The 14287-nt window shown below is 39.2% G+C and carries 13 protein-coding genes and 1 tRNA gene; 12 read left to right on the top strand and 2 right to left on the bottom strand.

Annotated features, from left to right (window positions below; genetic code table 11):
* Window positions 1-32 precede the first annotated feature (32 nt).
* From CPRO_RS14515 to CPRO_RS14485, 7 genes are all read left to right on the top strand, one after another.
* On the top strand, window positions 33-986 hold the full coding sequence (locus CPRO_RS14515) for a hypothetical protein (protein WP_066053429.1): 954 nt from the start codon (window positions 33-35) through the stop codon (window positions 984-986).
* A gap of 142 nt (window positions 987-1128) precedes the next feature.
* The gene (gene greA / locus CPRO_RS14510; RefSeq protein ID WP_066053427.1) at window positions 1129-1605 is read left to right on the top strand and encodes a transcription elongation factor GreA; all 477 of its coding nucleotides are present in this window, start codon (window positions 1129-1131) and stop codon (window positions 1603-1605) included.
* An 89-nt stretch (window positions 1606-1694) separates the two neighbouring features.
* Entirely contained in the window at window positions 1695-3167 is a 1473-nt protein-coding gene (gene lysS, locus CPRO_RS14505; protein WP_330383894.1) for a lysine--tRNA ligase, read from the top strand.
* 583 nt (window positions 3168-3750) lie between these two features.
* Window positions 3751-4605, top strand: a complete 855-nt coding sequence (gene cdaA, locus CPRO_RS14500; protein ID WP_066053424.1) for a diadenylate cyclase CdaA — start codon at window positions 3751-3753, stop codon at window positions 4603-4605.
* The gene (locus CPRO_RS14495) at window positions 4602-5873 is read left to right on the top strand and encodes a CdaR family protein (protein ID WP_066053421.1); all 1272 of its coding nucleotides are present in this window, start codon (window positions 4602-4604) and stop codon (window positions 5871-5873) included. Before cdaA ends, CPRO_RS14495 begins: the two co-directional genes overlap by 4 nt.
* A gap of 20 nt (window positions 5874-5893) precedes the next feature.
* Window positions 5894-7243 carry a phosphoglucosamine mutase gene (gene glmM / locus CPRO_RS14490; RefSeq protein WP_066053419.1) on the top strand — a complete coding sequence of 450 codons (1350 nt, stop codon included), beginning with the start codon at window positions 5894-5896 and terminating at the stop codon, window positions 7241-7243.
* 113 nt (window positions 7244-7356) lie between these two features.
* Window positions 7357-7430, top strand: a tRNA-Arg gene (locus tag CPRO_RS14485).
* 254 nt (window positions 7431-7684) lie between these two features.
* On the opposite strand, the gene CPRO_RS14480 is transcribed toward CPRO_RS14485, so the two are convergent.
* Window positions 7685-9106 carry a WG repeat-containing protein gene (locus CPRO_RS14480; protein WP_066053416.1) on the bottom strand — a complete coding sequence of 474 codons (1422 nt, stop codon included), beginning with the start codon at window positions 9104-9106 and terminating at the stop codon, window positions 7685-7687.
* Window positions 9107-9522: 416 nt separating this feature from the next.
* Here CPRO_RS14480 and CPRO_RS14475 point away from each other — a divergent pair, with 416 nt between their 5' ends.
* Window positions 9523-9918 carry a RidA family protein gene (locus CPRO_RS14475; protein WP_066053413.1) on the top strand — a complete coding sequence of 132 codons (396 nt, stop codon included), beginning with the start codon at window positions 9523-9525 and terminating at the stop codon, window positions 9916-9918.
* 148 nt (window positions 9919-10066) lie between these two features.
* Here the strand turns inward: CPRO_RS14475 and CPRO_RS14470 are convergent, their stop codons facing one another.
* Window positions 10067-11047 (bottom strand): YeiH family protein, encoded by a 981-nt coding sequence (locus tag CPRO_RS14470; protein ID WP_066053410.1) that lies wholly within the window; start codon window positions 11045-11047, stop codon window positions 10067-10069.
* 121 nt (window positions 11048-11168) lie between these two features.
* Between CPRO_RS14470 and CPRO_RS14465 the strand changes: the two genes are divergently transcribed.
* The 4 genes from CPRO_RS14465 (at window position 11169) to CPRO_RS14450 (ending at window position 14282) form a co-directional block, all read left to right on the top strand.
* Window positions 11169-12044, top strand: a complete 876-nt coding sequence (locus CPRO_RS14465; RefSeq protein ID WP_066053408.1) for a LysR family transcriptional regulator — start codon at window positions 11169-11171, stop codon at window positions 12042-12044.
* A gap of 196 nt (window positions 12045-12240) precedes the next feature.
* Window positions 12241-12855, top strand: coding sequence for a TetR/AcrR family transcriptional regulator (locus tag CPRO_RS14460; protein WP_066053405.1), 615 nt, complete (start codon window positions 12241-12243; stop codon window positions 12853-12855).
* 33 nt (window positions 12856-12888) lie between these two features.
* Window positions 12889-13653, top strand: coding sequence for a ZIP family metal transporter (locus CPRO_RS14455; RefSeq protein ID WP_066054117.1), 765 nt, complete (start codon window positions 12889-12891; stop codon window positions 13651-13653).
* A 29-nt stretch (window positions 13654-13682) separates the two neighbouring features.
* Window positions 13683-14282 (top strand): class I SAM-dependent methyltransferase, encoded by a 600-nt coding sequence (locus CPRO_RS14450; protein WP_236782360.1) that lies wholly within the window; start codon window positions 13683-13685, stop codon window positions 14280-14282.
* Window positions 14283-14287 lie beyond the last annotated feature (5 nt).

Raw genomic sequence — 14287 nt, 5'->3', positions numbered from 1 at the left:
ATACATAAATATTGCGAAAAGGGGGATATCATATGAAAATTGCAGAGGTCCGTTTTCTGGAAAAAGAAGAACGGGTAACATTACCTTGTTGGACGAATATTTTAACGGAAAAATTACGCAATAAGTACATTCTTTCAAAAAAGCCCTTTACTATTCAGGAAAAAGAGGGCATATTACAAGGGATACTATCCGTTTCTGATGGTCAGGGTTTGTCTGTGCCTTGGCGAACCAAAGCTGAGGAATTGGTAAAAACTTTGGCGGCAGAGGGTGCCGGAATTATTATTGCACCCACGGAAGGGGAGTTTCCCCAAAAGATTCTACCCATTGCCAAAGGGCGGGTTCTGGCGGCATTGTTTGCTTTTGACGGGGCGGCAGAGGCATTACGGCGGCAGGGAAAAAATCCTGAGGAGGCACATTTTTTGATTTCCGGTACGGATTCGGAAATACTGCCCTTGGTTTTGGCGGGAATGGGAGATTATGTGAATCATCTTTCGTTTTTTGCAGATACTATGGAGGAGCTGGAAGAAATACAAGAGGAGCTTTTCGCGGAAAAAGGCTTGCGCACCGAGGTGTTTTCTTCTCCAAAAAACCCGTTGTTTTCCGAGGCGGATGCCATAATTGTTTGCGGCATGGAGCAAACGGGTTATGAGCACATTATAAAAAGATATGCTGTTTTCATCGATGCTGTGGGGAATCGTCCCGTTTTGCGCAGACTATTGCAAAGACGGTGGGATACAGCGGCGGCAGAAGGGTTTTATTTTACCTACGCAGAAAAACAAGTGGAGGGAAGATGGGCAGAGGCATGGGCGTTTACGCAAAACATGGATTTTCAAGGATTTTGGCTGGATAATTATCCGTCTGAAAAAGCAGAAGAGGTTTTTCATGCCTTAAAACAGAACGATTTTTCCGTTTGTGGGTTTTCTGCTTTGGGTAAGCGGGTGAAGATTGGCAAAATCAAAGAGGATTTGGACAATTTGGGGGATTAACATTGACACTCTTCTTTAAGTATTATATAATTTATCAATGAATTTTGAGGGTCAAGGCCCTCTTTTTTCCTTGTTTGTGCGATTTTGACAAGGAGAAGCAAAAAAAGCGGAGAGTTCCGGGAAAAAGGAGATGACAACGACCATGGCTGAGAAAAAGGTTGTTTTGACTTATGATGGTTTGAAAAAGCTGGAGGAAGAGCTGGAAAATTTGAAAACTGTCAAAAGAAAAGAAGTGGCAGAAAAGATTAAAGAAGCAAGAGGACAGGGAGACTTGTCTGAAAATGCGGAGTATGATGCTGCAAAGGAAGAACAGGCTGAAATTGAAGCAAGAATTGTTGTTCTAGAAAAAATGCTGCGTAATGCAGAGGTCATTGATGATGAAGAAGTATCCAACGAGGTGGTAAGCCTTGGTTCAACGATAGAGCTTCATGATATAGAATTTGATGAGGTGATGACCTATACCATTGTTGGTTCTGCAGAAGCAGACCCTATGAATGGACGCATTTCCAATGAATCCCCTGTTGGCATGGCGCTTTTGGGTCATTCCACCGGGGAAAGAATCAGCATTGAAACACCTGACGGAGAAGCTGTTTTTGAAATAGTATCGATTAAAAGATAACACACTATAAGGTTGGCAGAATACAAAGGCCAAAAGGGAATGGAGGAAGAAACGTGGCAGAGCAAAACGAAAACGTACAGGAGAAGGAATTGACCCAGCAGGAGCTGAGTGAGCAGATTCTCATCCGACGTGAAAAACTGGCACAATTACAGGCAGAGGGGAAGGATCCTTTTGCAATTGTAAAATTTGATGTAACCCATCATAGCGACGAAATCAGAGATGCTTTTGACGAGTTGGAAAACAAGGATGTGGCAATTGCAGGCCGCTTGATGAGCAAACGTATTATGGGGAAGGCATCCTTTTGCAATATTCAAGATCGTAACGGTAATATGCAGTCCTATGTGAGCCGTAACGATATTGGAGATGAGGAATATGCCGCTTTCAAAAAGTTTGATATTGGCGACATTGTGGGAATCAAAGGCTTTGTTTTCCGTACAAAGACAGGGGAAATTTCTGTGCATGCTAAGGAGGTTACCCTTCTTTCCAAAAGCTTGCAGGTTCTGCCTGAGAAGTTCCATGGCTTAAAAGATCAGGAAATGCGTTATCGCCAAAGATATATGGACTTGATTGTAAACCCTGAGGTAAGGGATACTTTTATTAAGCGTTCCAAAATTATTAGCGAAATCAGAAGATTTTTAGATGGAAAGGGCTTTTTAGAGGTAGAAACCCCTGTATTGCAGACCATTGCAGGTGGTGCATCCGCAAGACCTTTCATCACACATCATAATACACTGGATATTGATATGTACTGCCGTATTGCCCTTGAACTGCCCTTAAAGCGTCTGATTGTAGGCGGTTTTGAAAGAGTTTATGAAATCGGGCGTGTATTCCGTAACGAAGGGATTTCTGTAAGACATAACCCTGAATTTACATTGATGGAGCTATATCAGGCTTATACAGACTATAATGGCATGATGGATATTACTGAGGAAATGTTCCGCACTGTTGCACAAAATGTGTTGGGTGGAACAAAGGTACAGTATGGTGGTCACGAATTAGATTTAGGTCAGCCTTTTGCAAGAAAAACCATGGTTTCTTTGGTAAAAGAATATACCGGTGTAGACTTTGATGCAATAAAGGATACAGAGGAAGCAAAGGCATTGGCAAAGGAACGCCATATTGCTTTTGAAGACCGTCATGTAAAAGGGGATATTCTGTTATTGTTCTTCGAAGAATTTGTAGAAAAGAATTTGGTTCAGCCTACTTTTGTTATTGACTATCCCGTTGAGGTATCTCCATTGACAAAGAGAAAGCCAGAGAACCCTGATTATACAGACCGTTTTGAATTATTTATTGTAGGCCGTGAATATGCAAATGCATATTCCGAGCTGAATGACCCCATTGACCAGCGTGGACGTTTTGAATATCAGGAAATGTTGCGTGAAGCTGGGGACGATGAAGCCAATATGATTGATGAGGATTTCTTAACTGCATTGGAATATGGCATGCCTCCTACCGGTGGTTTGGGTGTAGGTATTGACCGTTTTGTTATGTTGTTGACAGAAGCAGTTTCTATTAGGGACGTAATCTTATTCCCTACTATGAGACCCCTTGATAAATAAATGAAAATGAAAGAGCGCGGTAATCAAAACTCAGGATTTCCGTGCTTTTTTTATACCTTTTCTTTGGAATACAGCTATAAGATATAGATGTTTAAGCTCCTTCTTTTTAGTTGTGGAGCTTTCAATACTTCATGGGGCGTTATGAGTATCTGCTAATTTTTGTTGAATATTGATTTCATGAAGAACAAATATTCAAGATATAAAACATTAACATGAATTTTTTTCCTACCAAGTCTTTTTCATAGACTTTGTTTCACAATTTCTATGGATTTATGTTATAATAGATACAATTGCAAAAAAAGACTCAATAAGTCTTTTTTTCATGGCTTTTTTAAAAGAAATAGGAGATCAAGAACTTGGATTCATTTTGATTTTTAGAATCTTTTTCTGAAATGTAAAGGAATTGGATTTTCAGGTTTTATATGCAAGCTTGAAGGCTTAAAAAACAGAGTCTTTTTCAAGAGTCAATTTTTCGGTATCAGAAACTTGGACGAGTATTTTTCTCTTTTTTTTAAGAATTTATGGCACGTTAATATGATATAATGGAAATAGTGTCACATTTCCAAGGGGTAGGGTGTATTTTATGGAGGCATTAAAAGGTTTATTTGACAATTTGGGGGTAACAGGCTTTGTTCGGCCATCCATTGGATTTTCAGATATTTTAGATATTCTGATTGTTGCCTATATTATTTATAAAATTATATTTTGGATTAAAGAAACAAGGGCATGGGTGCTGTTTAAGGGTATATTGGTCATTCTTGCCTTGGCAGCCATCGCTGCCATTTTGCAGCTGCACACAATTATTTGGATATTGTCAAACACCATTTCTGTTGGTATCATTGCAGTGATTGTTGTGTTTCAGCCAGAGCTTAGAAAAGCTTTGGAACAGCTGGGAAAGGGGCGGTTTTTTTCGTATTTCATTCGTACTGATGAGGAAGACAGTCAGAAGGCTTCCACAAGAACAGTGGACGAAATCATCAAGGCCGCAGACAAAATGGGGGCGGTAAGGACCGGTGCCTTAATTTTGATTGAGCAGGAGGTGCCCTTGGGGGATTTGGAGAGAACTGGGATTCCCATTGATGCATTAATATCCAGTCAGTTATTAATCAATATTTTTGAGCATAACACGCCGTTGCATGACGGTGCCGTAATTATACGCAGAAATCGGGTTGCGGCAGCCACCTGCTTTTTGCCTTTAACCGACAGCAATGAAATCAGCATGGAATTGGGCACGAGACATCGGGCGGCCATTGGTGCCAGTGAGGTTTCAGACGCTTATGTTATTGTTGTATCTGAGGAAACAGGGTCTATTTCCGTGGCCAGAGGTGGTGTTCTTTACCGAGATTTAACTGCTGATCAATTGAGAACAATGCTTTCACAAACCAAGAAAGTTGGCAAGAAGAAACTCTCTTTTTGGAAAGGAAGGCAGGATAAATGAAAAAATTTCAAGAAACACTGATGAAAGACTTGGGATGGAAGCTGCTTTCCATAGGCATTGCCACAATCATGTGGTTCATGGTAATTAATATCAATCAGCCTGTTGACACAAGAACCTATTCCAAGTATATTACATTAGACAATATGGAGGTCTTAACAGACCGTGGCCTGACGGCAAGAAATGCGGAGGATATCGCTGCAACAAAGGTGAATATTAAAATCAAGGCACAGCGTACCTCCTTGGATCGTTTAAACCAGTCTAACGATTGGCTGCAAGTTTCTGTGGATTTTTCTGGGCTGAAAAATGCTATGGCGGGAGACACGGTTTCCTTGCCTGTGAAGGTAGAAATGCTTGGGGGATACAGTGGCTATACCATTGTGAGTAAGGCCCCTGCAAATATTCAGGTGAGTATCGAAAGATTGGCAAGTAAGGAGCTTCCTATTGAAATCACTCTAAATGGCGAGCTTCCCAAGAATGCTTTGTATTCTGCCCCTGTATTGAGTGCAAATACTGTTTGGGTGAAAGGGCCTGCGTCGTCAGTGGAGCGGGTTATTGCGGTACGAGGAATGATTAACGCGCAGGATGTTCAAGGGGATGTGCAGCTTAACGCCAAGCTGGTTCCTTATGATTCCCATGGGACGCAAGTGAAGGGTGTAAAGCTAGGCACATCTGAAGTTACGGTGATTTACGGTGCACTGGGTTTAAAATCCATTCCTATTAAGGTGAATATTTCAGGTACCCCTGCTGATGGCTTTGAATTTGGGGAAACAACTTGTACACCTCAAACCATAGAAGTTGTTGCAAACCCTGAAATTTTGAAAGATTTTATCTATCTTCAATTACCGGATATTGATATTTCAGGAAGCGGTGCTACCCTTCGAAAGAGCTTCGCTGTGGCGGATTATCTTCCTGAGGGGATAGCCATTAAAGATGGCAGCAGCCCAACCATACAGGTAAATGTGCAAGTATTGGCTGCAAACAGCCGTGAGATTGTGGTTCGTTCAAACCAGCTGACTGTGCTAAAAGGTGTAAGCGGAATGAGTTATGAAATCAGCGGCAGTGCCAAAGTTGTGATAACAGGTGAGGAAACATTGATTAATAATATAGATGAGAGTACTCTTACGGGTACTGTGGATGTAAGCGGACTTTCTGTGGGGCATCACAAGGTGCCGATTACCTTGAATTTAGCAGACGGCATTACCGCTGGGTATGCATATATTGATGTTGCCATTTCCCAAGAAGCGGACGCATCCGATAGTGAATCATGATTTTTTTGGAGGAAATATAAATGGGTAGATTATTTGGTACTGATGGGGTTAGAGGCGTTGCCAATACGGAATTGACTGGAGAGATGGCGTATCAGCTTGGCCGGGCTGGGGCATATGTTTTAACGAAGGAAAAGAAGCATGCACCCCGTATTTTGGTGGCAATGGATACACGAATCAGTGGTGATATGCTGGAGTCTGCTTTGGTTGCAGGTATTTGCTCCGTTGGTGCCCATGCAGTGATTGCGGGGGTAATTCCCACACCTGCTGTGGCATATTTGGTGCGTCACTATCGTTTGGACGCAGGGGTGATGATTTCTGCATCCCATAACCCGGTTGAATATAATGGCATTAAGTTTTTTAGTGATCAAGGCTATAAACTGAGTGACGAATTGGAAGATGAAATAGAGGATATCGTTTTAAGTCGTATGGAGGTTTTGCCTTGCCCCACAGGAAATGGGATTGGAACCAGAGGTTATGCGGAAGAAGCATTGGATGATTACATTGCATTCCTTAGAAACAGTACAACGGAGCGTTTTCAAGGGATAAAGGTGGCATTAGATTGTGCCAATGGAGCTGCTTATAAAGCGGCACCGATTACGATGCTTGAGTTGGGAGCCCAACTTTGCATCATACATAATGAGCCTGATGGAACCAATATTAATGATAAGTGCGGTTCAACCCATATGGAGGATTTAGTGGCATTGGTAAAGGAAAATGGCGCTGATATAGGCTTTGCCTTTGATGGAGATGCAGATCGTTGCTTGGCGGTGGATGAAAATGGCCAAGTGATTGACGGAGATAAGATTCTGGCAATTTGCGGGTGTGATATGAAGGCAAGGGGAGAATTGAAAAAAGACACTATTGTTGGTACGGTCATGTCTAACCTAGGGCTAACAATGATGGGGCGTGAAAATGAAATTTCTGTTTTGCAAACTAATGTTGGCGACAGGTATGTTCTGGAAAGTATGCTGGCAGAAGGCTATAACTTAGGGGGAGAGCAATCCGGTCATATTATTTTTCTGGATTACAACTCAACAGGGGATGGTGTTTTGACTGCAATTCAGCTTTTATCTGTCATGAATCGCAGTGGGAAAAAGGCCTCTGAATTGGGAAAAACCATGGAAGTTATGCCTCAGGTTTTAGTAAATGCGCGGGTGAACAATGCACGGAAGAATGAATATATGGAGGTTCCTGAAATAAAAGCTGCGATTGAGGCTTTGCAGGAAAAATTTTCTTCTGACGGAAGAGTGCTGATTCGCACTTCCGGTACGGAGCCTTTGGTACGAGTAATGATTGAAGGCAAGGACAAAGAAGCAATGGAAAAGGAAGCCATGAAGTTAGCGGCTTTCATTGAGGAAAAACTTCAATAAAAAAATTCCCCTGCTATGGCATAAAACTACTTGACTGTGGCAGGGGATACGCATAAAATAGAAAAGGACTGCTTTGAGAGTCTCTTAGCTATCTATATTCTATATTATAATTTGTCTCAGTAGCTCAGTTGGATAGAGCGTCCCCCTCCTAAGGGGAAGGTCGCAGGTTCGACTCCTGTCTGGGACATCATAAAGGGTTGGAAATTCAAGGTTTCTTGGGTTTTCAGCCCTTTTTCGTTGACTTAAGGTTATGTTAGCAGATTGATACTTTATACGTTGTACTTAAAAATATCATTTGCTTTCTATTAATTTTTAAAAGGGGAATTTTAATAGGGCGCTCCTGGTGAATATTTTGAAGATGTTTTAAGTTGAAACTGCTAACCTCAAATTTTCTTTGACCCTAATGCTTTTAAAGAAACGTGAAAATTACTTTATTTAATTTTAGTTAGCTATTGATATTGCATAATATGTATCTTTTTCTTGTAATAGAAATTTTCCGTAATCATATCCACCGGATATACCATCCCATTGAGGGGGAATTAAAATGTTTCCCGCATGATCAAGCAACCCAAATTTTTTATTTTCACTAACCAGGATGAACTTATTTGCATTTTCACCGTATTCATATTTTCCTACAAAGTCCCAAGTTTTATTTCCAACAAGCTTTCCATCCTTATCAATAATAGCATATTTTGTTATTCCCGCTGTACTTGATTCTGCTATGGCGGTTCCGTTATTAAATTGTGTAACATAATCCCATTTATCAGCAATTACCAATTTACCTTCTGAATTAATAAAACCCCATTTCCCTTTTTCGGTTTTTACTGCAGCCAAATTTTCTGTGCAATCTTTAAAATCGGTGAAAACATAACCGGTTACTAATTTACCTTCTGTATTAACCGCGACATATTTTTTATTTTTTTCTGCAAAGCCCATATTGCAACTAAAACTATTTAGGATATAGCCATCAATATTAGCAATTACTTTTCCGCGTTTATTAATCATAGTTGATGTGCCATTACTTTTTTGAATTACCCCAATTCCGTTTTTAAAAGAAGATAAAGTCTTTTTTTGGGGAGGTGAAATAATCTTTCCATCAATTCCAACATATCCGTTATCACCCTCCACAGTTTTATAAATAGCTACACCTTCTGATGGCATAAATAACTGTGAATATGTTATTTTATTTTTCTTGGCTTGGTCATCAAAATAATAATCTTCAACTTTTGTAACCACAATTCCATTTTTATCTATAAATCCACATATATTTTTATTTATATTAACAGCCGGAGCAAGTCCATTTTCAAAAACTCCAAGACAATCCCATTCTATAGGTATAGTAAGTTTTCCGGTTTTATCTATAAATCCATATTTTCCGGTTTTTTTTACCATAGCCATATCATCATTAAAAGTTGATATCCACTGGTAATTTAAATTTAATACCATTTTCCCGTCTGTATCTATTAATCCAAATTCTTTATCCTTGGCAACGACAAACAATCCATTCTCGCAATCTTCCATAAAAGTATACTGAGGACTAACAATTATTTTCCCCTCAGTATTTATAAGGCCATATTTTCTGTTTTTAGATACAATAGCACGTTCGTTTTTGAAAGGCATCACACTTTCCCAAGATGGAGAAGCAATTATATTCCCTTTTGTGTTAATAAATCCAATTCCATTTTTATCTTCAATAGGTATTAAATTTTCTGAAAAGCCATGTAAAGTTTTGTAATTTGTATTGAAATTTGTCTCATATTTAGCAATTTTGCTGGCGTATATATTTTTTTCACTCAATAAACTGCATCCACTATGTAATAGCAGGCTTACAATTAAAAACTGAATTACACTCTTTCTCTTCATTTTAAACACTCCTTTTTCTATATATTACCATATTTTCAACAATGTTATCTTAAATTTTTCTTGAGGAAAGTAAACAAATACTAAGAAATAAGATATACATTTTGTGTTAGTCCTGATTGTGTTTTTAATTAAGATACGTGGTTACGAAAAAACTGCATGTTTTTTACAATGGATGAAAAAAGGTTAGAGTACTATTTTTTCATTCATAATTGCTTACTTGACTGTAGGCGCGGTTATCCATATAATACTTTGAAAGGGGGGAAGGGAATGATATTAATTTTTATTAGTTGTAGTCTTATAAAAAACGAACATTCCATCTCTATTTTTGATAAATAAATTTCTAGCAGAGGATAACTGTATATCAGAGATATACAGTGTTAGAAATCATTTATCCAATAGAGAAAGGATGTTATGAAATGAAAAATCATGTAGTTACCAGATTGTCTCCATCAGGAGTGAGTAAAGAGGTGGGGCATTATACCCATATCACAAAAATAAAGCCTAATGCAACTTTTTATACGTTTTCAGGCCAAATTGGAGCAGATTTAGGTGGAGATATTCCTAATGATTTTAATCAGCAAGTAGAGAATACATTTATAAATATATCAAATTTATTGAAAAGTGTGGATTTGGAACCAGATAATGTGATTAAGGTAAATATATGGTCCATAGTAGAAATCGACTGGGAGTATTTCGATAAGATTTATTGTGATTTTTTTGGAGAAATTTCTCCTTCAATGACAATTGCCTATGTGAACGCCTTAGGTTTGGATTCAATAAAAATAGAAATAGAAATATGGGCGGCAGGATAAACTTTAAAGAAATAGGGTTATCGATAAGGTACTTGCGTGCCTAACTGAATGAATAAGAAAGGAGCTGGAATTTTCTCAGCTCCTTTTATTTATTGCTGATATGTCTATGGAATGAATTAGCAGCAAGTTTTCATATCATCATGTTTGTTTAGATATGAAAAAGATATTGAACAGCCAATGAAACAACGGAGACAGAAAGCCAGCATAAAAAACCCAGCAGTATAGGTTTCGCTCCATTTTTCACTAATTTAATGATATTTGTGTTTAAACCGATTGCAGCCATTGCCATGACAATCATAAACTTTCCGGCTTGGGCAAGAAAATGGGTTGCATTGCTTGGGATAGTCAGGAAGGTATTCAATATAGATGCACCCAGAAAACCAAGTACAAACCATGGGAAAATTTTGGCGATGCTGTAATTTGCATTTTCTCCAGCGTTCTTTTTTGAAGTAATAACTGCCAAAACAAGGGTAATGGGAACAATGGCTAGAGTTCTTGTCAATTTTACAATAACGGATAGATTTCCTGCGGTATCACTGAAAGCATAGCCTGCGGCAACCACAGAAGAGGTATCGTTCACTGCGGTTCCTGCCCAGAGGCCAAAGGTATGATCGCTCATTCCAAACAGGTGTCCCAAGGCGGGAAATAGGAACGCCGCAATTACATTAAATAGAAAGATTGTTGAAATAGAACGGGCGATTTCTTCATCTTTCGCATGAATAACGGGGGCTGTTGCGGCAATGGCAGAGCCGCCGCAAATGGCAGAGCCTACACCAATCAGCGTTTTTGTATTTCCATCCAGCTTGAGAAGTTTTCCTGCAAAAAATGCGGTTATAAATGCTGCGGATAGGGTAAATACCATAAGTAAGATGGTTTGCTTTCCAACACTAAAAATATTAAATAAGTTCATTTCAAATCCCAAAAGTATGATTGCGTATTGCAGAATTTTTTTCGACGTAAATTGAATGCCTTCGTTAAAATGAGTGGATCGATTCCAAAAAGCCAGAATCATACCGAACAATATCCCTAAGACAGGGCTGCCTATGATGGGAAATGCCTTACCAATTAGCCACGCAGGAATGGCAATTCCCCCTGCAAGAAGGATTCCTCCTATTTTTCTTTTTACCATGTTTGTTCTTCTCCTTTATTTGGTTTTATACTGATTGTATTATACCTCTTGCACAATAATAATTAAAATATTATTATAAGATAATATTGATAAGTAAAAGCTTATGCATCGGAGGTTACTTATGACATTAAGGCATTTTAAAATTTTTATAGAGGTGTGTGAGACCATGAATATGACTCAAGCGGCGGAGCGTTTATATATCTCTCAGTCAGCGGTGAGTCAAGCAATTTCTGACTTGGAAGCATATTACGGAACAAAGCTTTTTGAACGGCTTTCTAAAAGAATTTATCTGACGGATGCAGGAGAAAAGCTGCTGAGCTATGCTAGGCATATCACTAAAATGACTGAGGAAGCAGAAGCCAGTATAAAATCTTTGTCGGAAAGCGGCGTGATTCGTATTGGAGCCAGTGTTACGGTAGGCTCAGCCATTTTACCAAAATTGGTGAAGTCCTTTCAAAATGTCAGTCCTACTACAAGTTTTGAGGTGATTGAGGATAACACAACTGTGATAGAATCCCTTATTCTAAACAATGAGGTTGATTTGGGGTTAGTAGAGGGGGAAATTCTATCATCGGATATTACCATAAAACCTTTTCTTCAGGATGAACTAATATTAATCTGTGGGAAGGAGCATCCCTTTTCACAAAAGGCAGTGGTATTTCCCTTTGAACTTGAAAAAGAGAATTTCATCATCCGAGAAAAGGGTAGTGGCACCAGAAAGCTGTTTGAAATAAAAATGGCGGCAAACAATGTCAGTTGGTCTGCATCATGGGTTTGCAATAATTCGGAAACCATTAAGAATGCCGTAGAAAACAATTTGGGTATTTCTGTTATTTCCCAGAAAAGTGTTTTAAAAGAGCTTGAAAACAAGACTCTATTTTCTTCTCAAATAGAAGGAATAGCGTTTATTCGGCAATTCAAAATTGCCTATCATAAGAAGAAATTTATCACACAAAAAATGAATCATTTTATGGAACATTTAATCAAGTTATATTAAATCTAAAATTACATTAAGGGTTATTACTGTTAAAGGCTAAAAAAATTATTTAACCTGTATTAACTTTATTTTCGTCAGTTAATGTGTTGGTCATGTTTCGGTGGGTTACTGAGATGTATATTGACAAAAAAATAAATACGACATACTATAATAATAGAAAATAGATAACGGTGTTATGTTGAGAAGGAGGTATCCTTTGAAAAACGAGAAAGAAACGAAAGAGCAGTTGATTCAGTGGGGCAGAAAAGAATTTTTGGAAAAAGGCTTTGCCCAAGCCTCCCTACGAAATATTTGCAAAAATGCAGGGGTCACCACAGGTGCCTTATATTTTTTCTTTGAAAATAAGGAAGATTTATTTGCTTCCATTGTGGAAGAGCCTTTAAGAGAGCTAAATCAGATTTTGGATGAGCATTTTGACAAAGAGCTATATCAGGAGGAATACCTTAATCAGGTAAAAGAGGATATGGAGGACTTGGCATGTGCAAAAGAAATGCTCCATTGCATTTACCAAAATTATGACGCATTCCATCTGTTGTTAACAAAATCCAGAGGCTCCAAGTTCGAGCATACAGAGGAGCAATTTGTGGAGATGACAGAAAAAAAATATCGTCTTATGGCTGAGCGGATTTGTTTACAAAGAAATCTGTCAAAACCAGCAGACTATATGCTTCACTGGTTTGCCCATACCCAAGTGAATCTTTTTGTACACTTGGTTTCCCATGAAAAATCTGAGGAGAATGCGGGGAGAAATTTGGAAGCGATGGTCGCATGCATGGTGGCTTGTTGGAATCAGTTACTGCAAGATAAGTGAAAAAGATGGGTAGGTGATAGTTTGAAAGAATTTATGATTTTACTGATTCCATTTGTCGGAACCTCATTAGGTGCTGCAATGGTGTTTTTTATGAAAGATGAAATGAATGAAAAGGTAAAAAAATTGCTTTTAGGCTTTGCGGCAGGCGTTATGATTGCCGCCTCAGTGTGGTCATTGTTGATTCCGGCTATTGACTTGGCCGGAGAGCAAAGGGGCCCTTCTTGGTTGCCTGCGTTGATTGGGTTTTTATTAGGTGTTGGATTTTTATTGATATTAGATACCATAATACCTCACTTGCATTTGGACAGTGATAAGCCGGAAGGTGTACCCAGCAAGCTTTCCAAAACATCAATGTTAGTGCTTGCCGTAACCCTACATAATTTTCCCGAGGGTATGGCTGTTGGTGTAACTTTTGCAGGAGCCATGTTGGGAGGCAGTAATATTACCATGATGTCTGCCTTTGCTTTGGCTTTGGGCATTGCAATACAAAATTTCCCAGAAGGGGCAATCATCTCTATGCCTTTGCGCAATGAAGGTGCCAGCAAGAAAAAGGCGTTTTTATATGGTGTGGGTTCCGGCGTTGTGGAGCCTGTGGGTGCGGTGATTACCATTTTGTTGGCAAAGCAAGTAATGCCCATATTGCCCTATTTTCTTTCCTTCGCCGCAGGGGCTATGATTTATGTGGTGATTGAGGAATTGATACCCGAATCACAAGCGGGGGAGCATTCCAACATAGGGACAATTGGTGCAGCGCTAGGTTTTGCGCTGATGATGGTATTGGATGTGGCGTTGGGCTGATAAAATACGAGCCAAAGGAGGAATGAAAATTGCCAAGAAATGATGAAATACAAAATGCCTATAGAACCATAGGGGGAGAGCATACCTTTTATGATGGAATGATTACCTGCTATACTTTTTTGGGAAAGGCTGTATGCAAAATCATTTGGGGAATGAATCGAGATGAAAATAATCGGTATCTGCAATTTGCACTGCAGGGAATTCCTTCTGATTTTTCAGGTAAAATGCTGGAAGTACCTGTGGGTACAGGGATATTGACTATGCCTATATATACAAACCTACAGAAGGCCGAAATCACTTGCGTGGATTATTCCGAGGAAATGATGGTACGAGCGCAGGGCAGAGGGGATGCTATGGACCTTCACCATGTTACCTTTTGTCAAGGGGATGTGGGTGCATTGGATTTTCCTGATAAAACCTTTGATTTGGTGCTATCCCTCAATGGGTTTCATGCTTTTCCAGACAAAGAGGATGCATACAGAGAGATTTTTCGGGTACTAAAGCCCGGGGGTATTTTTGCGGTTGTTTTTATGTGCAAGAAGAGAGTAAACGTACAGATTGGTTTATTCAAAGGTTCTATGTACCAAAGGGATTTTTTACCCCGCCCTTTGAGACGAAGCAAAGCTTAGAAGCC

This window comes from Anaerotignum propionicum DSM 1682, from assembly GCF_001561955.1.
Lineage (GTDB): Bacteria > Bacillota > Clostridia > Lachnospirales > Anaerotignaceae > Chakrabartyella > Chakrabartyella propionicum.
Note: the sequence above shows the minus strand (reverse complement) of the source record. Positions and strands in the feature narration are given on the sequence as shown.

Bases quoted from the DNA above. Each gene is read 5' to 3' on its own strand.
- CPRO_RS14515 (WP_066053429.1), top strand. From the start codon at position 33: ATGAAAATTGCAGAGGTCCGTTTTCTGGAAAAAGAAGAACGGGTAACA.
- greA (WP_066053427.1), top strand. From the start codon at position 1,129: ATGGCTGAGAAAAAGGTTGTTTTGACTTATGATGGTTTGAAAAAGCTG.
- cdaA (WP_066053424.1), top strand. From the start codon at position 3,751: ATGGAGGCATTAAAAGGTTTATTTGACAATTTGGGGGTAACAGGCTTT.
- CPRO_RS14495 (WP_066053421.1), top strand. From the start codon at position 4,602: ATGAAAAAATTTCAAGAAACACTGATGAAAGACTTGGGATGGAAGCTG.
- glmM (WP_066053419.1), top strand. From the start codon at position 5,894: ATGGGTAGATTATTTGGTACTGATGGGGTTAGAGGCGTTGCCAATACG.
- CPRO_RS14480 (WP_066053416.1), bottom strand. From the start codon at position 9,106: ATGAAGAGAAAGAGTGTAATTCAGTTTTTAATTGTAAGCCTGCTATTA.
- CPRO_RS14475 (WP_066053413.1), top strand. From the start codon at position 9,523: ATGAAAAATCATGTAGTTACCAGATTGTCTCCATCAGGAGTGAGTAAA.
- CPRO_RS14470 (WP_066053410.1), bottom strand. From the start codon at position 11,047: ATGGTAAAAAGAAAAATAGGAGGAATCCTTCTTGCAGGGGGAATTGCC.
- CPRO_RS14465 (WP_066053408.1), top strand. From the start codon at position 11,169: ATGACATTAAGGCATTTTAAAATTTTTATAGAGGTGTGTGAGACCATG.
- CPRO_RS14455 (WP_066054117.1), top strand. From the start codon at position 12,889: ATGATTTTACTGATTCCATTTGTCGGAACCTCATTAGGTGCTGCAATG.